Consider the following 25,549-nt stretch of genomic DNA (forward strand, 5'->3'; position numbering starts at 1 on the left):
TTTTTTCAATTATACCAAAGTTTGCAGAGGCTAAAACCAATTTTAACTTATCTTAATTAAGCAAATATTTATTTACCTAAGCAAAAATCTCCAAACATTACATCTAGCATTTGAGAATATTCGTAAGGTTTTGTAATTGATGCAATGGCCCTTAATGCTTCATTGATTTGAAAGCTGAAAATTTCTAATTCTGTATTTTCCAAAGGGAAAATAGATTGTTGTAACGCTTCAATACAAGTCTGCACTGCTTGGAATTGATATTCTGAAGCTAGAAGCAAAGATTGTGATTCTTCTTTGGAATCCAATAAAGATTCAAGGTATTTTTTAAAACTCTCTAACAAAGAATCTTTAGCATACAAATCGCCTTTTAAACAAAGTTTTATAGGATTGAAATCCTGCAAAATTGTCCAATCCAACTTATAATCCAAATCCACCTTATTCAGTAAAACAAAAATTTTTTTGCTCTTTTGATAGGTTTTTAGTAGATCTATAATTTGAAAATCCTCCTGTGTTATAGGAGATGAAATATCAAAGAGAGCAATTAACAAATCACTCTCTTGCACCTTTTCTAAACTTCTTTTAATACCCTCTGACTCTATAAAATCTTTAGTTTCGTGAATCCCAGCAGTATCAATAAGACGCAATAAATGCCCTCCTAGCATAAAGTTCTCCTCAATACTATCCCGTGTCGTGCCTGCTATTTCACTCACAATTGCACGATTACTATGCAAGAGTGCATTTAAAAGGGAACTTTTACCCACATTTGGTTTCCCAATAATACAAAGTTTATAACCTTCAAACATTGTGCGCTTTGCTTTAGATTGCTCCAAAAGACAATGAAGCGTGTTAAGAATTGATTGCAATTTACCTTTTAAATTTTCTAGTAAATCCTTAGGTAAATCTTCCTCCGCATAATCTATAAAAACCTCACTATGCGCAAGTAAGGAAATCAAATCTATACGCAATTTTTCACAAAAATCCTGCATTTCTCCTTTTAGATGACGCATAAGCATTTTGTGTGCTTGTGCGCTTTGGGATTCTATTAGTTTAGCAACTGCTTGTGCTTGGGATAAATCAATGCGTCCGCCCAAAAATGCTCGTTTTGTAAATTCACCTGGATTTGCTAAACGAGCACCATATTGTAAGCACTCTTGCAAAATACTTTGAGCAATAAAGTTTCCGCCGTGGCATTGAAACTCTACTACATCTTGCGTTGTATAACTATGGGGCGCTTTAAAATAGAGTAAAATACATTCGTCTAGTAAATCCTCATTACTAAAATAAATCTTTGTTAATTTTGCACAACGTGCAGGCAAAGAAAGCATAAGATTTTCTGGAGTAGTTCTAGCAAGCCTTGCAGCGATTTTTAAAGAATCTTTACCACTCAAGCGCAAGACATTTAATGAAGACTTCCCATAAGTTGTCGCGGGAGCAATAATTGTATCATCATTTAACATACAATACTCTAGGAATGATGAAAATCGTTAATAATAATATAACGTTCCCCCTCATTATTTAGACGAAAAGAGATATACTTATCAGGAAATTGTTCCCGTAACTGCTTTAATGCAATATGAGCCAATACACCATCAAGAGGTTTTGTTTGAGCTTTTCCAAACATTTTAATGCTTTCAATCGTAGGTAATAAATAATTTGCAATCATCTCTTCTTGATTGCGCAAAAATTCTGCAATTTCCAACCGAATCATCACTCCATAAACGTGATTTACCCAATTAAAAATCAAATAAGAAATCGCCTTATAACGATAACCTTCTTTCCCAATTAACAAAGCAGAATCCTCACCATCAATTTTAATATAAAGCGTATTTTCATCATAAGGTTCAACGAGAATTTCACTTAGCTGGTAGGGCATCAAACTCAAAAGTTCTTGAAGTTCTCTTTGCACCTCTTTTGCAACATTCTGTAAATCTAGTTGTTTGTGTTTGATATGATTTGGAATCTTGCTTACAAATTGCACATTAAAGTCTCTTGGATTATTCTTAAAAGCTTCTTGAGAATCATCTTTCTTTGAAGATTCTAGTGAAAAATACTTCAATGATTCCAATCTTCTAGTCTCTTCATCTGCAATTAATGGTTCATTCTCTTCTCTCATCTTCCCTGCGCTTTGAAAACTTTCCTCATTGATTGAATTAAAAGTTGTTTTAACTTCTATTGATGAGGAATCTACCTTTAATAAAATTTTTGGTTGAGCGCAAATAATTGCATGTTTTTTACCAATCCCTAAAAAGCCTTTAGAGGGATTTTGAATAATTTCATATTCCAAATCTACAACAGAACACCCAAAATCATTTGATGCAATTATCAAGGCATTTTCTAAAGTTTCTGCTTCTATCTTCTTCATTTTTAATCATCTTTATGTTTATGTTCTGCAATTTCACGCGCTTTTTTACGCTCTAATGCTTTATTGATAAGTAATTGCTGAACAATGGAAAAAATATTATTTACAAACCAATATAATACAAGCCCTGAAGGAAAAGTTACAAAAAAGATTGTAAAGATTAAGGGTAAAAATTTAAAGATTTTTTCTTGCATTGGGTCGCTAAAGGCTGTAGGTGTTAAATGCTGCTGGAGATACATTGTGCCACCCATTAAAATTGGCAAAATGAAATAAGGGTCCATTGCAGATAAGTCATTAATCCAAAGTAGCCAACCTGCACCCTTTAGCTCAATCGCATTAAATAAAACACGATAAATTGCGAAAAATACTGGCATTTGCAAAAGAAGTGGCAAACAACCTCCCATTGGATTCGCTCCGTGTTTTCTATAAAGCTCCATCATATGTGCTTGAAGCTTTTGTGGCTCTCCTTTATACTTCTGTTGCAGTTCCTTCATTTTTGGCGCAAGATCTTTTAGCTTCTGCATTGACACCATACCTTTATAGGTTAAAGGATAAAGCACAACCCTAACAATCAGTGTCAATAAAATAATCGCCCAACCCCAATTTCCACATAAATCATAGAGTTTATCAAGTAGCAAAAAAAGAGGTTTAGCAAAAAAAGTAATCACACCATATTCTACTACATCTATTAAGTTGGGATTAATAGACTCAAGCAAACGATAATCTTTTGGACCAATATATCCTTCTAGCTTCAACTCGCCATTTGCACTAATAAATGGCATAGGATTCTCACTTGGGTTGCTCAAAATCGTTGCGTTAAGCGCATTATTTTTACTAAAAAACAAAGTAGCATAATAACGATCCACTGCTGCAATAATACTTGCATTTGCATAATTGTTTTGCCCTTGCGCATCTCCATCTTCAATGGTTGTAATAGTATTATCCGATTCTTTAACAATCACACCCTTAAAAACATAAGCATCATTTTCCACACTAGGGCGCATACCGGGTGATACAAAATAGGTGTAATTTTGCGGAATATTAATTTGTGCCTCATAATATCCATTGGGATAGAAAGTGAGGACTTTTTCTACTTTCACATTATCCAATTCTTGAACCAATATAATAGATTGTGGTTTATCTTGAATGGTTAAAGAGGTTAGATTTGCATTATAAGGGGTATTAAAAGCTTGTTGATTTAATAAAGAATCCGAAAAGCGAATTTCTAAAATCTTTGGATTGTTTGTATTTGCTACGTCTTCTGGAAACAAAGATAATGCAGCAGAATCTTTTTGGTATTTTTCCGCTTTCAAATTCACTCCTGCGATTCTACCTAAGCGGTCAATCTTATAGGTGAAATTTTCAGATTCTATTGTTGCAATGATAGTGCTATTTTGCTTTGGTGCTTTCACGATATTTTGTGCCACTTGATTAGAGGCATTGGTTGTAGCAACACTTTGCATCTCTCTTGTTGCAGTTTGCTGCGTTTCATTATTTTCTGCTACTTGCGGTTGATAGAAGTAACTATAAGGCACAAAAAATGCAAGTGCTAGAAGCACAGCAATTAAAACTCTAGTTTGAGAACTTAGATTATCAATTTTATCAAGCACAGGAAGCCTTTGAATGTTGTTTAATAATAAAAACTTTTTGGATTTGCAAGTTTAATGAAATTCCATTTGGAATATTTTTAAAATTGTATTTTTGAGGCTTATTCGGAATCAACCAATATTGGATGTTAATAAGATAAGGATTACTAAAATGAGATTGAATCTTTAAAGAAACTTGTGGATAAGCAACGCCACCTTCAAAAAACTGATTGCAAGAAAAAATTCTTATCAATGTTTTCCAAACAGCCACCAAAGGGTTTTGGAACAGAAAAATCTGTTTAGAATACTCTGAACAACTTGGATAATAACGACAAGTAGAACCCAAATAAGGAGAGATAAAATACTGATAACAAGAAAGAATCTTTATGCAAAATTGTTTTAACATTTTTAAACTACCAAATTAAGTCGCATTAAAGCGTGTTTATAATTATCTCGCAAAATTTTATATTCCACTTTATCTAAACCAATTTTTGCTAACAAAATCATATCCCCATTTTTTAAGTTCAGTATAGACTCTCTATAAATACTTCTCAAGCGACGCTTAATAAGATTCCTACAAACAGCATTTCCTACTTTTTTAGATACTGAAAATCCAATCCTTTTTGCTGTTGTATGAGGATTTTCTTTAAAAAATAGAATGAAATGAGAGTTATGCCACCTTGTTTGGCTTTTATAAACATTATCAAAATCTTTTTTTGTGTTTAAGGTTACCAAAGCCGATTCCACAAATTAGATTGCAAGCCTTTTTCTACCTTTAGCTCGCCTTGCATTGATAATTTTACGACCATTTTTAGTTTGCATTCTAACTCTAAACCCGTGCGTGCGCTTACGAGGCGTATTATGTGGTTGATATGTTCTTTTCATTTCTAAAACCTTCTAAAAAAATAAACGCAAATTCTAATGCACTTTTACTTAAAACTAGATTTATTAATGATTCTGCTCTAAAGCACTCGTCAATGCCACTGCAATCGCAGCAACTAAATCACTATCGTCTTTGGTCTCTTGTGGCAATAAATCTTGCACTTTTTTCTCTAAATAAGAAGTATCAAAATTTCCACGCCTAAAATCTTTGTCATTGCAGATATTAACGAGAAAAGGGATTGTAGTTTTAACTCCACGAATTTTAAATTCGTTTAAAGCGCGTTTAAGCTTATTAACTGCCAAGTCATAACTTGTCGCACGAACAATTAATTTTGCTATCATAGAATCATAAAAGGGTGGAATTGTAAAATCCTTATAAACATAACTATCTACTCGTACAAAAGGACCTAAAGCCGGATAATACGAAGTAATTATTCCGGGATTTGGCACAAAATCATTATGCACATCTTCTGCATTAATTCGTGCTTCAATTGCAAATCCTTGAGCGCGAATATCATTTTGTGTAAGGTCTAAAATCTCACCATTAGCGATTCTAATCTGACGTCCAATTAAATCATATCCTGTAATTTCCTCTGTTACTCCGTGTTCTACTTGAATCCGCGTATTCATTTCCATAAAATAAAAATTGTTATAATCATCTACTAGAAATTCCACAGTTCCGGCATTTGTATATTTTGCAGCCTTTGCCGCCGCAACTGCTACACTTCCCATACGGCGGCGTAAATCTATACTCATTGTAGGACAAGGTGCAATTTCAATGAGTTTTTGATGTCTTCTTTGAATAGAGCAATCCCTTTCTAACAAATGAATCACATTACCATAATTATCACTTAGAATTTGAAACTCAATATGACGCGGATTTTGAATGTATTTTTCCATAAAGACATCTTCATTTTTAAAGAAAGTTAATGCTTCTCTTTTACAAGCTTCAAAAGAAGATTCCAAATCTTTTTCTTCCCAAACAACACGGATTCCGCGTCCGCCACCTCCACTACTTGCCTTTAAGATGATAGGATAACCAATCTTACGCGCAATTTTTTGAATCTCATACAGACCTAAAGCATTAAGAGGTTCTGTTCCAGGCACAACCGGGATTCCATTGGCAATCATTAAATTTCTTGCAGCATTCTTATCTCCCATTTTCGCAATCACTTCAGTATCTGGACCAATCCATACAATCCCAGCTTCTTTAACCTTTTTAGCAAAAAGTGCATTTTCACTTAGGAATCCATAACCTGGATGGATTGCCTCTGCTTCCATTTCTTTAGCAGCTTGGATAATCAAATCTGGATCTAAGTAACCCTTAATAGGGTCCTCACTAATAGGATAAGTATGTGTCGCCATTTTTACGTGCATACTATCACGGTCTGCACGAGAATAAATTGCTATGGATTCTATATTCAAATCATTACAAGCGCGAATAATGCGAACAGCAATCTCACCACGATTTGCAATTAAAACTCTCTTAAACATAAAAACTCCAAAAAGAAATTAACACATTTTATAATTTTATTTTTGATTTATAGTTGAAGTTTTACAAACATTTGAAAAAAAATCATCAAAATATGCTAAAATTCACGCATTTTTACACATTTTAGTTATTTGAGGCTTCTTTATGGATTTATTAAATGCTGGAATCTTAGGCATTGTTGAAGGATTTACTGAGTTTTTACCCGTTTCTTCTACGGGACATTTGATTTTAGCTTCAGAATTACTCGGAATTCCACAAAATACATTTCACAAAACTTTTGAAGTCGTCATTCAATTAGGCTCTATTTTAGCTGTTCTTTTTGTCTTTTGGGAAAAATTAACCACAAATAGCCTTAGATTATGGATAAAATTATGTATTGGATTCTTGCCTGCTGGAACTTTAGGCTTTTTATTCTATTCTCATATTAAGGCACTTTTTGCTCCTATCACAGTTTCTATTATGTTGATCATTGGTGGGATTTAATTTATTATTTTGTAAATTTTTCATATATAAATGTAATAAAACATTATAAATATAGATGAAATCTCTTATATTCAAGCGCTTTGGATTGGGTTTTTTCAAGCTCTTGCAATGATTCCAGGCACTTCACGGAGTGGTGCGACAATCATAGGCGGTTTATTATTTGGCTGTAATCGTAAAGTAGCCACAGAATTTTCCTTTCTCTTGGCTTTACCTGCGATGGTTGTTGCAAGTTCTTATAGTCTTTATAGGAGCTATGAGTCTATTTATATGGATAATATAATGATACTTGGTATCGGATTTGTTGTGGCATTTTTAAGTGCTCTCTTAGCAATCAAACTTTTTTTAAACTTCATTTCTCGCTTTAATTTTATTCCCTTTGGAATCTATCGGATTATTCTAGGCGTGATATTTTTATTTTATTTAGATATTCTTTAATGATTATCAATATTCTTGATTGTGTTTGCATATAGGTTAAAATAAACATAAAAATTTAATTGCGTTTGGATTAAATAGTAGTTTAGGTGTCAGTGTTGCAAGCTAGAATCCCAAATAAAATATAAAAAAGTATTTAAAAACTTTTTTCTTTAGGAAATTTCGAGCGTTTTTTATAGAATTTATGGTCGTTTCGAATTGACATATAGTATTTAATTTATATAAATGATAAATCACAGGCATTAGGTAGTTGAGATAAGATTTATACAGAAGAAATATTTATTTTTCTGTATAAATAAACCATAAAATAGGGATTCTAAAAATTTATTTAAAAACAGAAATTAAAATTCCAAAATAAAGGCTAAAGAATCTACCTTTTGTATTACGCCAATAATCATTAGCCCCAAAAGTCCAGCAAAAAATCCAGCCAATAAATCATCCCCCATCACACCTAAACCACCCTTGACTTCTTTATCAACCCTACCAATTATAGAGGGTTTCCAAATATCAAATAATCTAAATAAAACAAAAGATAATACCAATCCAAAAAAACTATATCCAATCATAGAAACACTAATCCACACCCCCGCTAGCTCATCAATCACAATTTCACTACAATCGTGTGCCATTCCTTGTTTCTCATAATCATTAATAATTTGAATTGCAATCACAGAAATAAGCAATGCTAAAAGCAATAAAGTGCTAGATGCGATATAATAGCCAATAGCCCAAGCAAAGGGTAAAGCAACCAATGTGCCGATCGTTCCGGGTGCCTTTGGGCTAAGTCCGCTAAAAAACAATGTCAAAAAGCCCTTCTTGCAAAAGTCTTTAAAATCAATGAAAGTTCTAAAAAAACTATGCTGCATTAAAAAAACCTTAACTTAAAGACCGTGTTTGATAAATATTTATCAATTTTAAATAAAAATCTTCATCATCTTGCTCTTCAATCACTCCATTACTTGCAAACATTGCTCCAAATTGTTGAATCAATGGACTGAAACGTTTGGGAAATAAATAACTTAAAACCTTAGCTGAAACTTCTTTACGCACTAAAATTGTAGGTGGAATTAATCCAGCTTGCAGGATACCTTGCAAGAATCCAGAGTGATAATCAATATGATAATGCTTACCGTGGGGGCAAGTCTTAGGACTAACAATCGTATTACATTGATTACAATACACAAATTCGCTTAATAATTTTACTTTAATTTTAATATCTTTTGTCATATCAAAAATAGAATAAATCTTTTGATTATCGTAATAAATTACCAAATCAGGATAATTCTCTCCAATAGCGATTCTATCGCAACCAAGATTCTGTGCCAAAATTGCGTCTAAAATAATCCCGTGTGCGCCAGCGAACAAATAAATATCATCTAAAGGAAAAATAACAATGCAATGCTTTGGCAAATAATTGTCAATCACAAACTCTAAACAAATTTTACGAATATAAAAGTCCAATAAACCCTCATTTTGCCTTCTAAGCAATAACAAAACAAGTAAATGATTCTCTTCTAAGATAAATCTAAAAATGCGTTCGTGAATCCGTGTAATAGGGGAAGCATCTAACACCATTGCTGTTACACCCTGTGCATCATTGGTTTTTTTAAATTGCGCAATCGCCTGTTTTGTTGCGCGGTCTCTAAAAGCAAAAATTTCAGATTGCAAATATAATGTATATTCTCCACAAAGTGCATAATTACCAAGACGATTATAAAGATGTTGAGCTTTTTTAGAATATATATCTCCGCTCATTATTTTAAATAATCGCTCTTGTTTATTGATTTTAAAAGCAGAATCTACAATTAGTTTGCCACATAATTGATTCTCACATATCAGTGCGATTTCATCGCCTTTTTTAGAAGATTTCATTACCTCCTCATTACGTTTTCCAGCAGGTGCTAAAATAAATGAAAAGGGGAAACTTTGCCCTTCAAAAAGTCCTGTATTATCTACTTCAATCATTTCTTTTTCATTCATCAAATGACTTACAGGGGCAAGCAAACCCTCTTGACATAAAAGAAGTGCAAAAACTGCTTCTTTATCTATAAATAAAGTAGAAAGATTATTTTTTCTTTGTGATTCCATATTTTTTTCGCTTTTCCCATAAACTTTTACGCGACATACCAAGTCGCTTACTAAGCTCTGTATCTGGATACCTATCTTCAAATTTTAAAATCATTGTTTTAATGTATTCATCTACACTTAAGACATCTTCTTGGAATCCTTGAGAGATTTCTTTAATATTAATCTCAAACACATTCTTAAAATCACTCAAATCTCCACCCAAACAAGATAGAATCACTGGAATATTTTTAAAAGTTCTAATACATTCCTCTTTCTCTTCTTTTCGCAATGTTTCAAAACCTACAATGTAGGTTAATTGTGTTTTTGAAACATTTTTGAAAATTTCTTTGTAGTTGTGATTTTTATAAAGGGAGATAAAATTAATGGCAAATTTCTTATGAATAGCATAATTAACAACACACATATCAATTGCCTTCTGTGATACACTTTTTACAATTAGAGGAAAGGAAATTTTTGTATTGATTGTATAAGTTGGCACCAATAAAGAATCACAAAAATAATCCCTATAAAATGCTACTTCTTTTTGTAGCTGACGAAAAGCAATATAGTGTTCAATTTTACGAATCAACTCATCAATCATAAAGGGCTTCACAATATAATCACTTGCTCCTGCTTTTAAAGGACGCGTTACCATTTCATCATTCACATAAGGAATCATTAGAATAATAATGGAATCTTTAAACTTCTCAATCAAAGAATAAAAGTTTTGACCCGGTATATTGGCTGAAAGCAAAATAATATCTGCCACCTCCATTTGCAAAGCCTCTTCAACGCTTGGTATCATCTCGCACGTAAATCCAAAATGTCCAAGCTTTGAAGCAATACTTTGAGCTAAATAAATTTCATTTTCTACAATTAAAATTTTCATTTCCTTATCCTAAACTAAATAAATCTTTTCCAATCAAAATACTCTAACACAACATTTGTTTGCACTAAAATCCCCTCTCCTCTACCAATAAACCCTAGTTCTTCTGTTGTTGTTGCCTTAACATTCACATAGGATAGATTAATTTGCAGAATCTCTGCAATTTTACGCTCCATTGCACATTTATAAGGAGAGATTTTTGGTTTTTGGGCAAAAATTGTTATATCTGCTTGCACAATATCATACCCCACATCACGCACAAAATTTACGATAATTCTTAATAAGTCAGAAGAATCTGCTCCTTTATAAATTGGATTATTATCAGGAAACCACTCGCCAATATCTCCGCATCCAATCGCACCTAAGAGTGCATCACTCAAGGCGTGCAAACAGACATCACCATCACTATGTGCAGTGAGTTTAAATTCACACGGAATCATAACACCTCCAAGTATAATCCCCTCTCCCTTATCTAATGCGTGAATATCACTTCCATTACCTATAAAAGTGCGAGAACTAGGATTTAATAAGTGCATATCTTGCAAATCTTCTAAAAATGTTAATTTTCTTGCCTCTACTGCCCCTTGAATAAATCCGACACTTCCACCTCTTGCATTTATCGCACTACTCTCATCGGTAAAATCACCTCTACACAAAGCCTCTTTTAATACACTTATTTTACTTAATTGTGGGGTTTGGATAATCTTAAGATTTTCTCGTCTTAAATATTCTAATTTGGATTCCCGAGAATATGCAATTGTATCAGTAAGACTTAGACAAGGAGCAACGCAATCATAATTGCCAATTTCACTTAAAATTCTCTGTGTCAAGTCTAAGGGAATATTACAGCGTGCAATATCACTCACAAACACATATTCTGCGGAATCATAAAGTGTATTAAGCGCATTTTGGAGAGACTTTTGGCGCGTAGAACCTCCCTCTACCAATGCGAAATTTAGAGAAAAGGCTTCCAAATACTTTTGCATATATTTTTTTTCCTCTAGCTTTACGCTTAAAATGCACTGCATAAAAGGATAAATTCCTTGTAAGTCTAATGCGACCTTTAGCCAAAGTGGAATCTCACCCACACGCAACCATTGTTTTTTAGGTAATCTGGGTAATTTCGTAACTCCATTATGTGCATTTCTATTCAAGCCTACATTAGAAACAGAGGCTAAAAATCGGCTACTATCCCCTGCACCTAATAAAATTAATGCAATATTTGGCAAATAAATCCCTTAGCTTTTAAAATTTTGGAATTATACATTTTGAAAGTTTTAGAATCCCTTTATTTGGGATTCTAAAAATTAGATTTTAAAGTGATTAATATGTTTTCGTAGAACGCTTGCGATATTTTTAAGCGTTTGAGCTGCTTCTGTATTGTTCTCCATTAATCCTGCAGTATTTTTAGAATCTCTTGAGATTTCATTTAATTCTTTTGATAAATTCTCCATATCTTGCACTTGAATATTGGTGGCATCAGTTACCTTTTTTGCCTTATCTAGCGAATCACTTGCTTGTAAATTAATCTGCTCTAAAATCTCACTTGCTTCATTAGCGATTTCCATTCCTTTTTCTACCTGTGGCACTGCATTTTGAATCGCCTCAACTGCCGTTTGCGTTTCACTTTGAATGACCTCAATCATTCTTGTAATTTCAGAGGTGGCTACACCTGTGCGTTCGGCTAATTTCCTAATCTCATCAGAAACGACTGCAAATCCTCTACCTGCTTCTCCAGCTCTTGCCGCTTCAATGGCTGCATTTAAAGCAAGTAAGTTAGTTTGGTCGGTAATCTCTTTAATAAGGTCTGCACTTCCACCAATTTCTTGGGAATGTTTTTCAAGCATACGAATATGCTCTGATGAAGAAGTAACCATTTGTGTAATCTGTTCAATACTTTCTACCGTTGTTTTCATTGCTTCCATACATTTGTCAGACAGATTAGCAGTATGTTCAGAATTTTCTTCTGTCTGTTTTGCAATGCTTGAAATATGATTTACAGAATCTATCACTTGTTTAACACGCTCTACGGATTCCTCTGAACTTTGAACTTGACGATAAGAAGAAGACTTAGACTCTTCAGAACTTTTTGTAACTGCGTTTGCGCGTTCATTTAATTCTTGTGCAGAACTCATAACCTCTGAAACAATTTCTCTCAATCTTTCTTGCATTTGCGCCATAGAGGCAAGCATACTTTCTTTAAATTGTGTTTTAATTGGCATATTTAAATTACCATTAGCAATGCTAAGCACTACCTTGACAACATCTTTTGGCTCTGCACCAAGAGAAGAGATAACCAAACGTGTAATATAAAAAGAAGTTGCGATTGCTACAATAAAAGCAATAATAGACAACCAAAGCGTTAAATTCAAATAACTTTCAATCTCATTGACAGCAATATCAGATAATTTTTGATTTTTGGCTTCTTGATAATCAATAAACTCATTAATCACATTCAACCATTCCACAAAGAATCCTCTAGCTTGATTGATTAACAACTCATTCGCACCTACTTTATCTGCTTGCGCCTTTTTGTTAATAATTTCGGAAATTAATGGCATTGTTTTTGACTCTACACCTTTAATGCGCTTCAAAATCTCTTTGTCTTTTTCATCTACCATATTTGCATTTTGGAAAATCTTATCCATTTTAATTGCGGAATCTTTATAAAATCCTTCTAGTTTTTGGATTAAACGCAATGTTTCTTCAATTTCTTGCACATTTTCCAATATGACAACATCACGCACTGCAATTGCTCTATCATGCACACTTCCTCTGAAATTGATTGCATAACGTTGCTTTACCGCATTAGTATCACTAATTTCTGCTAATGTATTTTCCACAAACCGAATTTTCATATAACCTGTAAAGGCAATTAAAATGATAAATACTAAAATTACACCAAATCCAATAAAAAGTTGTGTTTTTAAGGATAAATTTTTTCCAATCATAATTTTTTTCCTTTGTCTTTTCACTAAAAATCTTTACAATTATAATGAATAAAAACAAATATTTTACTTAATTATCTTTTTGGATTACTTTAGCAATTAATTCCAAAGGATGCAAAAATACAATATTCGCTTGCTCTTGGTGTAAAGCATTGCTTAACTGCATACGACAAGCACTACACTCCGCTGCGACAAAGTTTGCTTGTGTTTTTTGTATCATTTTTGCCTTTTTACTTCCTACCTTACTTGCTAACTCAAATCGTTCCGTTTGAATTGTAACACCACCAAACCCACAGCAGGAACTAGAATCTTCCATTTCAATAAGTTGATAATTTTGTTCTAACAACTTGCGTGGCTCTTTATAAATCCCAAGCACTTTTTTAGCATGGCAAGGGTCGTGGTAAGTCAAAGTTTGTTTTTTGTCTCCACGATTCTTTTGTAAAGCATTTAAATACTCCACTAGATTTGTTTTAGATTCCAAATATTTCGTTGCCATATAAATTTTTGGTAAAAGCTTTTCTATTCTCTGCTTTAATTCCAAATCTTTTTCCATAAAATGTTTCCAATCCTCTAGCACCATTGCGCCACAGGTCGCTTCTGGGATTAAAATCGCATCTATTGTGTCAATGAAGCTTTCAAAATACTCCACATTATAGCGAATCAATGCATCTACACTTGCAAAATCTCCTGTGAAATAAGCGGGGGCGCCACAGCACTTTTGCCCCTTTGCAATCTTTGCACTAATCCCCAATTTTTCTAAAATTACGAGCAAAGATTCTCCGACATTTTTGTAATTATAATTTCCCAAGCAACCAATGAAAATTGCTACTTTAGTTGGTTGAGAAATACCTTTTTTAGATACATCATCAGACTTAGAAAAATTTATCTCCTCTGGGTGCGAATTTAAGAAACTTTGCTTTGCGATTGCTCCAAAAACTCTTCTTTGGACAAAAGGCAAGGTGAAGTGAGGCTTGATAGAGTTACCATCTTTTGTTTTTTGATAGAACAAAGGAGCAAAAATCGCTCCTAATTTAAACCCAAAATCCATTATTTTTCTATGTTTTAAAAAATAAAAGAAAATGCGTTTAAACCAAGCGATTCCATATTTTTGAGCAATTTCATAGCGGATATTTTCAATTAAAGTATCTGTTGGTAAAGAATTAGGACAAACACTTACGCAAGTTGTGCATAAAAAACAAGTTTCAAGAATATTTTTTGTATCTCTATCTAATGGAATCTCGCCACGTTGATATGCACCCAAAATGTCAATAAATCCGCGCGGAGAAGTTGCTTCATCTCCATTAATGCCAAATATCGTGCAGTCAGGTAGGCATTTACCACATTTTACACACGCATTACTAGTTTTTAAATAATCATAATTCTCAAAATGTGCCATACTTTCCCTTTAATTTTCTTGCCTTTTAAATCGTCTTACTAAATACTTTTTGATTTGTATTCAATTTCTTCAAATAAGCATCAAAGGACATTGCAATATTACGAATCAATAACGCACCTGTTTGGCTCACTTGGATTCCACTCTCCTTTAAAGCAACCAATCCTTCTTCTTGTAAAGGCTTTAACTCTTCTAACGCACTTTTAAAATATTCTTTAAAATCAATATTAAATTGCGTGTTAATAGCATTGAAATCAAGTTTAAAGTTGCTCATTAATTGCATAATCACTGCCTTTCTTAATCTATCATCAAAGCTTAATTGAATCCCTTTTGCAAAAGGTAAGCAGTGATTATCTAATGCGCTTTGATATTGTGGCAAATCTTTATAATTCTGCGCATAGTATTGATTACCTCCTCCAATAGAAGTTAGTCCGATACCAATCGTTTGAGTTCCACCGCGTGTGCTATAACCTTGAAAGTTTCGTTGTAATTGCCCTTTTTGTATAGATTTAAACAATTCATCCTCTGGCTTTGCAAAATGGTCCATTCCTATCATTTGGTAACCCTTTCTATGCAAATAATGAATCGTCCATTCCAAGATTCTAAGTTTTTCTGCAGGTTCTGGAAGCGTAGTCTCATCAATCTTACGCATAGTTTTTTTAATCCAAGGCACGTGAGCGTAATTAAAAATAGCCAATCTATCGGGATTTAAACACATACAAGATTCCAAAGTCTGCTTAAAGGTTTCTAAACTCTGATAAGGCAAACCATAAATCAAATCAAAATTAATAGAATCAATTCCAAACGTTCTTGCTAAGTTGATTGATTGCCCCACAAGCTCAAAAGATTGGATTCTATGAATCGCATTTTGCACCTTTTCGTTAAAATCTTGGATTCCAAAACTTAGACGATTAAATCCCCCGAGTTTTAAAACTTTCATTTGAGATTCCTCAAAGAATCTAGGGTCAATTTCACAAGCTATTTCTGCATTTTTATCAAAATTTGGGAAAGTTTCTTTTAATAACTCAATCAAAATCTCTAATTCTTGCGCATTAAAAAAGGTTGGAGTGCCTCCACCGAAATGTAACTGATAGACAGGCTTTGTTGTGTCCATTGCATTTTTTAGTAATTGCAGTTCCTTTTTTAAATACTTCAAATAGATGGCTTTATTTTCTTCTTTGCTAGTATAAATTACATTGCAACCACAAAAGTAACACGCACTGCGACAAAAAGGCAAATGCACATAAAGCGAAAGAGGACTTGAATCCTCTTTTAAATCCTTTAAATACAAATCTAAAGTATAATTTTCATTAAATTCAATTGCTGTAGGATAGCTAGTATAACGCGGACCAGGTTTGGAATAAGTTGCAAATTGTTTAAAGTCAATCTTACTTGAATACATCAAAGAATCCTTATACTTTAGAGAGAACTAGGAATTTTAGAAATCTCAAAAAATAAATAAGGATAACGTTTTTTAAGATTCTTAACCAAAGCTTTTGGCTCTTTTTTGTAGTTTTTTATCTCCTTTAATGCAATGCACCATACATCTTCAAAATCAATAGGAACATTAGAATAAATTTCCTGCTCCAATTTAAAAAGATATTTATCTACCTCAAGTTGTTTAGCAGATTCCAAAAGTTGCTGCATATTTTTCTTAGACACAAGATAAAACTCTTGTTTATTTTTGTCTTCAAAACGATAAGTCAAATCCCCATTTAATGCAATATCAGAAATCATGGATTTCGTTTTAGCGCTTTTAAATATCTCTTGTAGAGATTCATACATATTACTTGCTTGTTGAGCCGAATTTATTTGCTTAACTAACGGCTTTGGTGTAGCCAAACCATTACTCCTTTTTGAATATGTAGGCGGTTTTCTGCCTCTTGAAAAATTCTACTTTGCTTAGATTCCAATACTTCCTCACTTACCTCTTGTCCGCGGTAAGCTGGTAAGCAATGCAAAAAAATAGCATCATTTTTTGCAAGTCCCATTAAGGTAGAATCTACGCAATAACCCTTAAAATCTTGCTTTCTTTTTTCTTTTTGTTCTTCTTGTCCCATAGAAGCCCAGGTATCAGTAGTAACGACATCCGCACCAATAATTGCTTCTTTGGGACTCTCACTTAATAAAATTTTTGCGCCTGAAATTTTAGCAAAACTTTCCGCTTTTTGCAGAATCTTTTTAGAAACTTTATAATCTTTTGGTGAAGCAATTTTTAATGTAAAACCAAGCTTAGAAGCAAGCATAAGCCAAGAATGTGCCATATTATTTCCATCTCCAATATAAGCAACAATAGGATTTTTATCTTTTCCACACTCTTGCATTGTCATAAAATCAGCTAATAATTGCATCGGGTGGAAGTCATCACTCAATCCATTAATCACAGGCACACTAGAATACTCTGCAAACTCTTCTAAACGCGAATGTTGATGAGTTCTCATCATCACTAAATCCACCATAGAGGAAAGCACACGCGCAGTATCTTTAATCGGCTCACCGCGTCCTAACTGTGTATCATTATTAGAAAGAAAGATTCCATTACCCCCTAATTGATAAATTCCTGCTTCAAAACTAACACGGGTCCTTGTAGAATTTTTTTCAAAAATCATTCCTAAAGTTTTATGTGCAAGTGGATTACTATATATACCACTTTTTACTTCGTTTTTAAGAATTTTAGCAAGACTTAAAATTTCCAAAATTTCCTCTTTACTAAAATCTGCCAAAGTCAAAAAATGTCGCATTTTGTAACCTCTAAAAATTTAAATAAAAGCTTTATCTTACCCAATCAAGCTAAAATAAAACTTTAAACAAAAAAGGCTTATCATACAATAATTCTTAGAAAAAAGGTCAAATATGCACGAATTTTCTATTGTTTCTTCTCTTATAGAATCCTGTGAAGAAATTGCAGAAACGAACAATGCGCAAAAAATTCTTGCGATTTATTTAGAAATTGGTGAGCGTAGTGGAGTAAATATTACTTTGCTTAAAAGCGCATTTGAAGAATTTAAGTTAGGTAGTCTTTGTGAAAATTCTCAATTATTCATTCAAGAATCTAAAGTAGAGCTTACTTGCAATTCTTGTCATCAAAAGAATATTGCAAAAGAACTAGACTATACACACTGCCCACAATGTGGCAGTAGAGAAGTCCGAATCATTAAAGGCAATGAAATGCTACTTTTGCGTTTAGAAATGATTTAAATGATTTGCAAATCCAACAGATTCCACTTGTGGAATCGTGGCAATCCATAATCAAGCATAAAGCAGGAGATTAAAAGGTAAGATTCCGTGTTATGGATTGCTTTGCCCTCGCAATGACAAATATGGTTTGTAGGCTATAAATCCTATCCCCTTCTCATAAACCCATTTAAAATCAATTTAGAATTGCTCCTGCAATCATAGAGCCAAACAAAGCAACAATATAAGCACAAAAGCTTGTCAAAAGAAATAAATACACGATATATTTAAATCCTCCAGCCTCCTTACCAAAAACCATTGTCGCAGCTAGGCAAGGATTATAAATCATCACAAGAAGAATGAAGGCAATGGCAGTTTGCAATGGAATCATATTTTTAATCAACTGCATTAGGCTTTCACTCTCCTCATCTACTTCACCCCCAAGAGAATAAAGCACACCCATAGTGGAAATCACAACTTCTTTTGCTGCTAATCCACTTAAAAGTGCGACACTCATTCTCCAATCAAAACCCAATGGGGCAAAAATTGGTTCAATAAGTTTGCCTGTCTGTCCTAAATAACTATTTTCAATCAAAGATTCCTCTAATGCAAAAACAAGTTTTTCCTTTTCTCTTTCATCAGTCACTTGCTCTATCTTGCTTTCATAAGCCCCTTTTGTATCCTTTTGTGCTGGATAGGAGCTTGCAAACCATATCAAAATGGAAGCAGCCAAAATAAAAGTTCCTGCCTTTTTTAAATACATTTTTGCTTTCGTATAAATTGCAAACCACACTAATCTCCAATTTGGCATACGATATTTCGGCATTTCCATAACAAATGGCTCATCTGGACCTTTAAAAGCGGTCAAACGCAAAATCTTTGCTACTACAAGCCCTAGCATTGCTCCTAAAATATAAATTCCAAAAAGCCAATTTCCTGCTTGTTGTTTTGGGAAAAATGCACCGACAAATAGCACATAAACAGGAAGTCTTGCACCACAACTCATAAAATTAATAATAAAAAGTGTTAGCAGTCTATCTTTACGACTTTTAAGCGTCCTTGTCGCCATAAATGCAGGGACAGAGCAACCAAAACCTGTAACAAGCGGGATAAAGCTTTTGCCGTGCAAACCAAACCTATGAAAAAACCCATCTAACAAAAAGGCTACACGAGACATATAACCTGTTGTCTCCAACAATGCGATTCCAAAAAACAAAATCACAATATTGGGCAAAAATAAAACTACAGCTCCTACACCTCCTATAATCCCATCTGCCAATAAAGAAGCAAGAGATTCGCTGTGAATATTATTTTTAATCAACCCGCCAAACCAATTAAAAAAATCTTCAATCATATCCATTGGCAATGCGCCAAGTGTGAAAGTAAGCTGAAACAATGCCCACATAAAAAATAAAAAAATCGGGATCCCAGCATATTTGTTGATTAAAATTTTATCAATATTATGCGTATAACTTTGTTTTTCTCTGCCTTCATAGCACACAGTTTCAGTTATCAAGCCCTGCACAAACGCATTTAAATCTTCTAAAAAAATCTCCTTATTAGAGGGGGTATCATAAACAGTATAAAGAGTATTTAAAGAATCTTGCAATCTCTTAGATAGCTCCATCCAAATAGGTTTTTTATGTAGAATCTGAAAGGTTTTTTCTTCTTGTTTTAATAATAAAATTGCAATCTGACGCTCATTTAAGCCAAGTGATTCTAAACTTGGGTCTTTTTTGCTTTTGATAAATTCCTCTAAATGCAAAATCTCTGTTTCAATCGCATTGCTATAAATGCGTTTATTTGCATTTTGTCCCTTTTCATAAGTCTCAATAATCTTATCAAGTAGAGATTCCAAATTTTCTTTTGTATGTGCAGAAACTTGCACACTTGAGATTCCAAGCAATTCACTTAGGGCTTTTACATTGATTTTTATTCCTTCATTACGCGCTTCATCACTCATATTAAGGACCAAAATCATCTTTTTTTGCATTTCAAGTAGTTGCGCACTTAAAAGTAAATTGCGTTCCAAATTTGTAGAATCTACAACATTGACAATCAAATCATAATCATTAGATTCTACAAAATGCTTCGTGACTTTTTCTTCTTCTGAATAACCATAGAGTGAATAAGTTCCTGGTAAATCCACGATTTGCAATGTGTAGCCTTTATAACTAGTACTTGCTTCGGCTTTTTCTACAGTTACACCAGGGAAATTCCCTACTTTCATCGTAGAATTACAAAGCGTATTAATTAATAAACTTTTGCCCACATTGGGTTGTCCTATGAGGGCAATTTTAATTGTTTTTGCTTTTTTATTCATATTTTTGCACTCTCTCCACTTCAATCGCATTGGCTTCATCTGCACGTAAAACAATGCAGTTTCTATCCAACTCTACTAGAATCGTAGAACCTCCAAGAGAAGTTTCAAGTTTTTTAATTTGCTTTGCTTTAGAAATTCCAAAGCTGAAAAATCTATCACGCAATTGCTCATCTACTCCTAAATGCGTAATTACACCATATTCACCATCTTTTAACGCATTAATTGTCATTTGAATCCTTTTTAAATTTGAAATTCACTTTGGAATTCTAACTTTTGAAAAGTTAAAATAATATTAAAATTGATTATCATTTTATAGTAATAGATTTGATTACATTATAATGGTAATTATCAGTAATTTCATTGTTTAAAAAGATATTTTCTATTAGATTTTTTGATAAAAAATGAAATTTATTTAGGAGTTAAATTAAAATTCTATAATTGTTGCTTTTGGGATTCTTAAATTTCTTCTGCCCATTTTAGAATTGTATCCTTTTGAGAGATAAAATTATCAAAGTGATGAGAACCACCCTTTTCAATGATAAGTTTAGAATCTTTAAACTTTTGTGCTGCAACCCTATAATCAAGCACTTGATCCCCACTTTGCAAAAGCACACAATAAAGCTCTGGCGTAATAAAATCTACCCGATACTGCTTTAAGCTTTCTACCAAATCCAAGCTCCAAAAAAATGAAGTCTTATTATAAGGAACATTAACTTTCCCAATAGCGGGTAGCAAAGTTTTACAAGCATCAATTACAGGATTAATTAAAACCGCTTTAAATTGATATTTTTGCGCTAAAAAAGTGGCATAATAACCCCCAAGAGAACTACCAATAAGGCAAATTTTATGCGTTTTGGAATATTGCAAAATCAATGACTCTAAAAGCTTAATTGCCAAAGTAGGCACATAAGGAAGATTTGGAGTGAGCACATTAGGCGCAAAAGTTGCTATTTGTTTGCCTTTGTAGCATAATCCAATGCTACGAAATCCGTGCAGATATAATAGCACCTTGCGCCCCTAAAATTATTTCACAGCCTTAAGTGCTGCTTCATAATCTGGTTCGCTTGTCACTTCGCTTACGATTTCTTTATGCACGATTTGCCCATCAGGATTGACAACAAAAACTGCACGAGTTAATAATCCCTCCAAGGGAGAACTAGCCAACACTACACCATAAGAATCGCCAAAATCTTTATTTCTAAAATCACTTAATGCTGTTACGTTCTCGATACCTTCTGTGGAACAAAATCTGCCTTGTGCGAAAGGAAGATCAAGAGAAACAACAAAAACTTGCGTATTCGGAATATCTGCTGCTTTTTCATTAAATTTGCGTGTTTGTGTCGCACAAACGCCTGTATCTAAAGAAGGCACAACATTGATAATTTGAAATTTTCCATTTGATCCCCCTACACTTTTCACACTCAAATCACCTGCAACCAAATCTACTTTTGGTGCTTTATCCCCGACTTTAACTTCTTTACCTGCAAGCGTTACTGCACTACCTTTAAAAGTTACCATTTTTATTTCCTTGTAATTATTTGAAATTAGCCCTCTATTATTAAATAATGAAACTAAAATTTAGATTAAAATGTCTCAATTCTTGGGCGAGTTTGCAAAGAATTAATCCTATCAAATTCTTTGTATTGATAAGATTCTATTGCTACCCGCCCAATCATTGCAGCATTATCTGAACAAAATTCAAGCGGGGAAAGCAATAATGTAACATCATATTCTTCACATATTTTTGTTATTTGCTTCCTTAATTCTAAATTTGCACTTGCTCCACCTACAATACCAAAATGTTTCCATTGATGAGAATTTCTAGCATTCTGTTCAAAAAATATTTTGCACTTTTGCACCAAATGTGTAATAGCAGAATCTTGAAAACTTGCACATAAGTTTGCTTTAAATTCTTCACTTAAAACTTCTTTGGATTTCTTTTCTTTCTCAATTTGCAACCTTGCAGCATTTTTCAATCCTGAAAAACTAAACGCATATTGTTTTTTGGAACGCAGAGGAATAGGAAATAAAAAAGAATTGCACACACCTTTTTGTGCATAAGATTCCACAATCGGACCACCAGGATAGCCAAGATTCAACATTTTTGCTACTTTATCAAAGCTTTCGCCAAAGCTATCGTCTAAACTCTGTGCTTTAATAGTGATTTGGTGGAAGTCTTGCACTTCAAGCAACATCGTATGCCCACCTGAAACCAAAAGTACACCCAAAGGAAAACAAGCCTCACGTTCTAAGAATAAAGAATACAAATGTCCTTTTAAATGATTTACACCAATTAGAGGAAGATTTAATGAAAAAGCTAGAGTTTTTGCCATCATTAAACCTTCCATTAAAGTTACATTCAAACCTGGTTCTGTAGTAACAGCAATCACTTTTAAATCTCTGAAGTAAGGTTTGACTTTCTCTAAGATAAGAGGTAAGGTTTCGGCGTGTAGTCGGCTTGCAAGTTCTGGCACAACACCACCAAAAGCGGTATGTTCCTTTTCTTGTGAAATTTTTTGATGGAAGATTAATTGCTTAGAATCTATTTGAGTGAGCGCAATAGAACTATCATCGCAACTACTTTCAATACTTAAAATAAGCCCACTCAAGAGATTCCTTACTTAATATCTATGCCTTTTCGTCCAAGACATTAACACCTAAACTTGCCAATTTTTTATCTACTTTTTCTAGTGCTTTTTCCAATGTTTCCTTGCTAATATCTGGCAAATTACCACCCCAAGCTTTTTCTGCTTGATTGTATCCTCTAATGATTCCTTCTCTGCCTGCTTTTAATTTTTCCACATCATCTCCAGCACCTGCTAAAACAAAATCGGCAATTCTATCCGATGTTTTTGCAACACCAAAAAATCCGTCTTCTGCAATGAGTGCTTTTGCTTCATCTTGTGTTAAATCCTGAATTGGTTTGCCCTCATAACCGATAGATTTTAAATCCAAACCTTTTAAGATATTGTTTAACTTAAATGGGTCATTCATTGCACTTGTATTCATTCCAAAGATTCCATTCTGTGAGGAAAAATTTGTCTCACTTGAAATCGTAATACTCATTTGGAATTGCACAATGTAACCTGTTACTAAGGATTTTGCATCAATTTTAGAAGCGGCTTCTTGGATACCTTTATTCCTCTCTTCCGCTGAAATTTCATTTTTTTTAAGCGGATTAGAACTCATCGCATTTTGCAAGTCATTTGCATACTCAAAACTACTTTTTGTAGAATTACTAGAAATATTAACTGCCATATTGTCCTCCTTGACAAAAATTTATGTAATAATATCGTCATTTTTTTAAAAAAGAGTATAGTTATGAAAAAAATTTTTGCAGAATGGGAAAAACAAGAGGGAATCTTACTTGCATTTCCCCATCAAGATTCTGATTGGAATCCTTACTTAAAGGAAGTTCGTGCTACTTATTGTGAAATAATTTATCATATTTTACAAGTAGAATGTTGTTTGCTCGTGTGTAAAGATAAAAATTCTACACAAGAATATATAAAAAATTATTTTGATACAAAAAATTGGAATCCGCAACTCTTGGAAAATCTATATTGGATAGAAATTCCTAGTAATGACACTTGGACACGTGATTTTGGTGGAATCACAATTTCTCACAACAATAAAAACATTGTGCTAGACTTTGGATTTAATGGCTGGGGATTGAAATTTACCTCCAATCTGGATAACCAAATCACACGCAAACTAGCAAAACTTGGAATCTTTAAGGCTTGTAAAACTAAAAATTTAATTTTAGAAGGCGGAAGTATAGAAAGTAACGGTGCTGGGATTTTACTAACTAACACACAATGTTTATTAGAAAACAATCGCAATCCTTCTTATACAAAACGACAGCTGAATAAAAAACTAAAGAAGTATTTAGGAGTCCAAGAGATTTTGTGGCTAAACTCTGGCTATTTAAGTGGTGATGATACCGATAGCCACATTGATACACTTGCACGTTTTGTGGATAAAAAAACGATTGTATATGTAGGTTGTTTAGATAAAACAGATGAGCATTATTTTTCCTTACTTGCGATGAAAAAAGAGTTGCGGAATCTGCGCACTTTAGAGAATAAACCTTTCAAGCTGATTGAATTGCCCTTTGTAAGTGCAAAATATTATGGGGGAGAACGTTTGCCAGCAACTTATGCAAATTTCTTATTTCTAAACAAGACTCTTTTATTGCCCATTTATCAGGATTCCAATGATGCTCTTGCAATAGAGGTTCTACAAAGTGCTTGTCCCAATCACAAAGTAATTCCGATAGATTGCTCTGTGCTGATTCGCCAACACGGAAGTTTGCATTGTATTAGTATGCAGTTTCCAAAAGGCACTTTAAATTTTAAAGCGTTAAAAAGCTTTAAATAAAGTTATATTAAGAATATTTTAGTAAGATTTCGCATTTATTTTATAAGCGGAAATGGCGAAACTGGCAGACGCACTAGACTTAGGATCTAGCGCCGCAAGGCATGGAGGTTCAAGTCCTCTTTTCCGCACCATACAACATAGATTTATTTTATAACAAAGATATTAAAAATGGAAACTCAAGATTCAGAAACTTTGTTAGAATCTCTAATTCAACAAACTAAATTAAATAATCAGCTTCAAAACAAAATCCTAATGTCTAACATCATTACAAATTCCAAAATTAATAAAAAAGATAAACAAATTTTACTGCTTTTATTACAAGATAGAGACAGAAACTACTTGCGTCTAAACCATAATCTCCAAGTCCATACTAGAATTTTGGAATATTTAAAAGTCTTACAACCCATTAAGGTTGGCAGAGATTCCCTCATTAGAGTTGGTGGTGCAAACGATGGGGGTTATGTGATGTATAATAAACTCTTAAAAGCAAATAATGGGGGGGGGGCAAAAGCCTTATTCAAAAATCCTAAAGCCATTTCATTAGGTGTTTCCGATTACTCTCCTTGGGATCTAGAAATGGCAGAGATTGGCTACCAAGTCCTAGAATATGATGGAAGCACTAAAGATTCTCCTTATACCCACCAAAATATTATATTTCATAAAAAATTTATCTCCGCACATAATAGTGATTCCACCATTACTTTAGAAAGTATAATTAAAGATAACAAACTAGACTCTACACAAGCTAATATCTTGCAAACCGATATTGAAAATGCAGAATGGGAAATGCTAGAAAATATTGATATAGAAATTCTTGCTCAAAACTTTGCACAAATTATCTTTGAATTTCACGGCTGTAATCCAGAAGAAGAAAGTGGTTTTTATCAAAGAATTACACAACTTAAAAGACTCAACAAATTCTTTATTCCTATTCATTTTCATTTTAATAATCACGGAAAAATCTTTTATTCTAAGGGATTATTCTTTAGCACCTCTTTAGAAGTTAGTTATATTAACCGCTCAAAATTGCAAAGCTTAGGATTAGATGAAACACAAAAGCTAGAAAAAGGGATTTTAAAGGATTTGGATTATCCCACTTGGATTGCCAATCCAGAGATTCCAATTCGTTTTTGCAAACAATAAC

At 33.3% G+C, this 25,549-nt stretch carries 25 protein-coding genes, 1 tRNA gene and 1 pseudogene; 5 read left to right on the top strand and 22 right to left on the bottom strand.

The genetic code is table 11. The features are described from left to right. Window positions 1-68: 68 nt before the first annotated feature. The 7 genes from mnmE to Q0Y61_RS01405 form a co-directional block, all read right to left on the bottom strand. A complete protein-coding gene (mnmE, locus tag Q0Y61_RS01375; protein ID WP_297810171.1) occupies window positions 69-1,457 on the bottom strand; it encodes a tRNA uridine-5-carboxymethylaminomethyl(34) synthesis GTPase MnmE in 1,389 nt (462 codons plus the stop codon). An 8-nt stretch (window positions 1,458-1,465) separates the two neighbouring features. Continuing rightward, complete coding sequence (locus Q0Y61_RS01380) at window positions 1,466-2,362, bottom strand: Jag N-terminal domain-containing protein (RefSeq protein ID WP_297810174.1); 897 nt, start codon at window positions 2,360-2,362, stop codon at window positions 1,466-1,468. Window positions 2,363-2,364: 2 nt separating this feature from the next. Then, window positions 2,365-3,969, bottom strand: coding sequence for a membrane protein insertase YidC (gene yidC, locus Q0Y61_RS01385; protein WP_297810177.1), 1,605 nt, complete (start codon window positions 3,967-3,969; stop codon window positions 2,365-2,367). Continuing rightward, the gene (gene yidD / locus Q0Y61_RS01390) at window positions 3,962-4,351 is read right to left on the bottom strand and encodes a membrane protein insertion efficiency factor YidD (RefSeq protein ID WP_297810180.1); all 390 of its coding nucleotides are present in this window, start codon (window positions 4,349-4,351) and stop codon (window positions 3,962-3,964) included. Before yidD ends, yidC begins: the two co-directional genes overlap by 8 nt. Window positions 4,352-4,353: 2 nt before the next feature. Beyond that, window positions 4,354-4,692 (bottom strand): ribonuclease P protein component, encoded by a 339-nt coding sequence (rnpA, locus tag Q0Y61_RS01395; RefSeq protein ID WP_297810183.1) that lies wholly within the window; start codon window positions 4,690-4,692, stop codon window positions 4,354-4,356. 3 nt (window positions 4,693-4,695) lie between these two features. Then, window positions 4,696-4,830, bottom strand: a complete 135-nt coding sequence (rpmH, locus tag Q0Y61_RS01400) for a 50S ribosomal protein L34 (RefSeq protein ID WP_006801736.1) — start codon at window positions 4,828-4,830, stop codon at window positions 4,696-4,698. 63 nt (window positions 4,831-4,893) lie between these two features. Then, window positions 4,894-6,321 carry an acetyl-CoA carboxylase subunit A gene (locus Q0Y61_RS01405; RefSeq protein WP_297810194.1) on the bottom strand — a complete coding sequence of 476 codons (1,428 nt, stop codon included), beginning with the start codon at window positions 6,319-6,321 and terminating at the stop codon, window positions 4,894-4,896. A gap of 142 nt (window positions 6,322-6,463) precedes the next feature. On the opposite strand from Q0Y61_RS01405, the pseudogene Q0Y61_RS01410 reads away from it, so the two are divergent. Beyond that, a pseudogene (locus tag Q0Y61_RS01410) lies at window positions 6,464-7,237 on the top strand (undecaprenyl-diphosphate phosphatase). A 338-nt stretch (window positions 7,238-7,575) separates the two neighbouring features. On the opposite strand, the gene Q0Y61_RS01415 reads toward Q0Y61_RS01410, so the two are convergent. The 9 genes from Q0Y61_RS01415 to argF all read right to left on the bottom strand — a co-directional run bounded on the left by Q0Y61_RS01415 (window position 7,576) and on the right by argF (window position 17,269). After that, window positions 7,576-8,100 carry a phosphatidylglycerophosphatase A gene (locus Q0Y61_RS01415; RefSeq protein WP_297810197.1) on the bottom strand — a complete coding sequence of 175 codons (525 nt, stop codon included), beginning with the start codon at window positions 8,098-8,100 and terminating at the stop codon, window positions 7,576-7,578. Between the two features lie 10 nt (window positions 8,101-8,110). Further along, on the bottom strand, window positions 8,111-9,322 hold the full coding sequence (locus tag Q0Y61_RS01420) for a sulfate adenylyltransferase (protein WP_297810201.1): 1,212 nt from the start codon (window positions 9,320-9,322) through the stop codon (window positions 8,111-8,113). Then, entirely contained in the window at window positions 9,300-10,190 is an 891-nt protein-coding gene (locus tag Q0Y61_RS01425; protein WP_297810204.1) for a response regulator, read from the bottom strand. The genes Q0Y61_RS01420 and Q0Y61_RS01425 overlap by 23 nt, the downstream gene beginning before the upstream one ends. 14 nt (window positions 10,191-10,204) lie before the next feature. Continuing rightward, window positions 10,205-11,416, bottom strand: coding sequence for a bifunctional 2-C-methyl-D-erythritol 4-phosphate cytidylyltransferase/2-C-methyl-D-erythritol 2,4-cyclodiphosphate synthase (locus tag Q0Y61_RS01430; RefSeq protein ID WP_297810207.1), 1,212 nt, complete (start codon window positions 11,414-11,416; stop codon window positions 10,205-10,207). 78 nt (window positions 11,417-11,494) lie between these two features. Further along, window positions 11,495-13,138: a methyl-accepting chemotaxis protein gene (locus Q0Y61_RS01435; RefSeq protein ID WP_297810211.1), complete on the bottom strand. Its 1,644-nt coding sequence runs from the start codon at window positions 13,136-13,138 to the stop codon at window positions 11,495-11,497. 67 nt (window positions 13,139-13,205) lie between these two features. Further along, entirely contained in the window at window positions 13,206-14,531 is a 1,326-nt protein-coding gene (locus tag Q0Y61_RS01440; protein WP_297810214.1) for a (Fe-S)-binding protein, read from the bottom strand. Window positions 14,532-14,556: 25 nt separating this feature from the next. Continuing rightward, window positions 14,557-15,930: an oxygen-independent coproporphyrinogen III oxidase gene (gene hemN, locus Q0Y61_RS01445; RefSeq protein ID WP_297810217.1), complete on the bottom strand. Its 1,374-nt coding sequence runs from the start codon at window positions 15,928-15,930 to the stop codon at window positions 14,557-14,559. A gap of 17 nt (window positions 15,931-15,947) precedes the next feature. Further along, the gene (locus tag Q0Y61_RS01450) at window positions 15,948-16,370 is read right to left on the bottom strand and encodes a DUF2603 domain-containing protein (RefSeq protein WP_297810220.1); all 423 of its coding nucleotides are present in this window, start codon (window positions 16,368-16,370) and stop codon (window positions 15,948-15,950) included. Further along, window positions 16,349-17,269, bottom strand: coding sequence for an ornithine carbamoyltransferase (gene argF, locus Q0Y61_RS01455; protein WP_297810223.1), 921 nt, complete (start codon window positions 17,267-17,269; stop codon window positions 16,349-16,351). Before argF ends, Q0Y61_RS01450 begins: the two co-directional genes overlap by 22 nt. A 112-nt stretch (window positions 17,270-17,381) precedes the next feature. Here argF and hypA point away from each other — a divergent pair, with 112 nt between their 5' ends. Then, window positions 17,382-17,726: a hydrogenase/urease nickel incorporation protein HypA gene (gene hypA, locus Q0Y61_RS01460; RefSeq protein ID WP_297810226.1), complete on the top strand. Its 345-nt coding sequence runs from the start codon at window positions 17,382-17,384 to the stop codon at window positions 17,724-17,726. A 172-nt stretch (window positions 17,727-17,898) separates the two neighbouring features. Here the strand turns inward: hypA and feoB are convergent, their stop codons facing one another. From feoB to Q0Y61_RS01490, 6 genes are all read right to left on the bottom strand, one after another. Next, window positions 17,899-20,025, bottom strand: coding sequence for a ferrous iron transport protein B (gene feoB, locus Q0Y61_RS01465; protein ID WP_297810229.1), 2,127 nt, complete (start codon window positions 20,023-20,025; stop codon window positions 17,899-17,901). Further along, the gene (locus Q0Y61_RS01470) at window positions 20,018-20,254 is read right to left on the bottom strand and encodes a FeoA domain-containing protein (RefSeq protein ID WP_297810232.1); all 237 of its coding nucleotides are present in this window, start codon (window positions 20,252-20,254) and stop codon (window positions 20,018-20,020) included. The genes feoB and Q0Y61_RS01470 overlap by 8 nt, the downstream gene beginning before the upstream one ends. A 227-nt stretch (window positions 20,255-20,481) precedes the next feature. Further along, window positions 20,482-21,033, bottom strand: a complete 552-nt coding sequence (locus Q0Y61_RS01475) for a YqiA/YcfP family alpha/beta fold hydrolase (protein ID WP_297810235.1) — start codon at window positions 21,031-21,033, stop codon at window positions 20,482-20,484. Between the two features lie 15 nt (window positions 21,034-21,048). Beyond that, window positions 21,049-21,543, bottom strand: a complete 495-nt coding sequence (gene tpx / locus Q0Y61_RS01480) for a thiol peroxidase (RefSeq protein WP_297810239.1) — start codon at window positions 21,541-21,543, stop codon at window positions 21,049-21,051. Window positions 21,544-21,608: 65 nt separating this feature from the next. Beyond that, window positions 21,609-22,634, bottom strand: coding sequence for a tRNA (adenosine(37)-N6)-threonylcarbamoyltransferase complex transferase subunit TsaD (gene tsaD, locus Q0Y61_RS01485; RefSeq protein ID WP_297810242.1), 1,026 nt, complete (start codon window positions 22,632-22,634; stop codon window positions 21,609-21,611). Between the two features lie 19 nt (window positions 22,635-22,653). Continuing rightward, window positions 22,654-23,283 carry a hydrogenase-4 component G gene (locus Q0Y61_RS01490; RefSeq protein ID WP_297810245.1) on the bottom strand — a complete coding sequence of 210 codons (630 nt, stop codon included), beginning with the start codon at window positions 23,281-23,283 and terminating at the stop codon, window positions 22,654-22,656. Window positions 23,284-23,346: 63 nt separating this feature from the next. Here Q0Y61_RS01490 and Q0Y61_RS01495 point away from each other — a divergent pair, with 63 nt between their 5' ends. The 3 genes from Q0Y61_RS01495 (at window position 23,347) to Q0Y61_RS01505 (ending at window position 25,548) form a co-directional block, all read left to right on the top strand. Next, complete coding sequence (locus tag Q0Y61_RS01495; RefSeq protein WP_297810247.1) at window positions 23,347-24,405, top strand: agmatine deiminase family protein; 1,059 nt, start codon at window positions 23,347-23,349, stop codon at window positions 24,403-24,405. Between the two features lie 46 nt (window positions 24,406-24,451). Then, window positions 24,452-24,536 (top strand) — tRNA-Leu (locus Q0Y61_RS01500). Between the two features lie 37 nt (window positions 24,537-24,573). After that, window positions 24,574-25,548, top strand: a complete 975-nt coding sequence (locus tag Q0Y61_RS01505) for a hypothetical protein (RefSeq protein WP_297810250.1) — start codon at window positions 24,574-24,576, stop codon at window positions 25,546-25,548. The last annotated feature ends 1 nt before the right edge of the window (window position 25,549 follow it).

Source organism: uncultured Helicobacter sp. (assembly GCF_947367035.1).
Lineage (GTDB): Bacteria > Campylobacterota > Campylobacteria > Campylobacterales > Helicobacteraceae > Helicobacter_D.

Bases quoted from the DNA above. Each gene is read 5' to 3' on its own strand.
- mnmE (WP_297810171.1), bottom strand. From the start codon at position 1,457: ATGTTAAATGATGATACAATTATTGCTCCCGCGACAACTTATGGGAAG.
- Q0Y61_RS01380 (WP_297810174.1), bottom strand. From the start codon at position 2,362: ATGAAGAAGATAGAAGCAGAAACTTTAGAAAATGCCTTGATAATTGCA.
- yidD (WP_297810180.1), bottom strand. From the start codon at position 4,351: ATGTTAAAACAATTTTGCATAAAGATTCTTTCTTGTTATCAGTATTTT.
- rpmH (WP_006801736.1), bottom strand. From the start codon at position 4,830: ATGAAAAGAACATATCAACCACATAATACGCCTCGTAAGCGCACGCAC.
- Q0Y61_RS01405 (WP_297810194.1), bottom strand. From the start codon at position 6,321: ATGTTTAAGAGAGTTTTAATTGCAAATCGTGGTGAGATTGCTGTTCGC.
- Q0Y61_RS01415 (WP_297810197.1), bottom strand. From the start codon at position 8,100: ATGCAGCATAGTTTTTTTAGAACTTTCATTGATTTTAAAGACTTTTGC.
- Q0Y61_RS01420 (WP_297810201.1), bottom strand. From the start codon at position 9,322: ATGGAATCACAAAGAAAAAATAATCTTTCTACTTTATTTATAGATAAA.
- Q0Y61_RS01425 (WP_297810204.1), bottom strand. From the start codon at position 10,190: ATGAAAATTTTAATTGTAGAAAATGAAATTTATTTAGCTCAAAGTATT.
- Q0Y61_RS01435 (WP_297810211.1), bottom strand. From the start codon at position 13,138: ATGATTGGAAAAAATTTATCCTTAAAAACACAACTTTTTATTGGATTT.
- Q0Y61_RS01440 (WP_297810214.1), bottom strand. From the start codon at position 14,531: ATGGCACATTTTGAGAATTATGATTATTTAAAAACTAGTAATGCGTGT.
- hemN (WP_297810217.1), bottom strand. From the start codon at position 15,930: ATGTATTCAAGTAAGATTGACTTTAAACAATTTGCAACTTATTCCAAA.
- argF (WP_297810223.1), bottom strand. From the start codon at position 17,269: ATGCGACATTTTTTGACTTTGGCAGATTTTAGTAAAGAGGAAATTTTG.
- hypA (WP_297810226.1), top strand. From the start codon at position 17,382: ATGCACGAATTTTCTATTGTTTCTTCTCTTATAGAATCCTGTGAAGAA.
- feoB (WP_297810229.1), bottom strand. From the start codon at position 20,025: ATGAATAAAAAAGCAAAAACAATTAAAATTGCCCTCATAGGACAACCC.
- Q0Y61_RS01470 (WP_297810232.1), bottom strand. From the start codon at position 20,254: ATGACAATTAATGCGTTAAAAGATGGTGAATATGGTGTAATTACGCAT.
- tpx (WP_297810239.1), bottom strand. From the start codon at position 21,543: ATGGTAACTTTTAAAGGTAGTGCAGTAACGCTTGCAGGTAAAGAAGTT.
- Q0Y61_RS01490 (WP_297810245.1), bottom strand. From the start codon at position 23,283: ATGGCAGTTAATATTTCTAGTAATTCTACAAAAAGTAGTTTTGAGTAT.
- Q0Y61_RS01495 (WP_297810247.1), top strand. From the start codon at position 23,347: ATGAAAAAAATTTTTGCAGAATGGGAAAAACAAGAGGGAATCTTACTT.
- Q0Y61_RS01505 (WP_297810250.1), top strand. From the start codon at position 24,574: ATGGAAACTCAAGATTCAGAAACTTTGTTAGAATCTCTAATTCAACAA.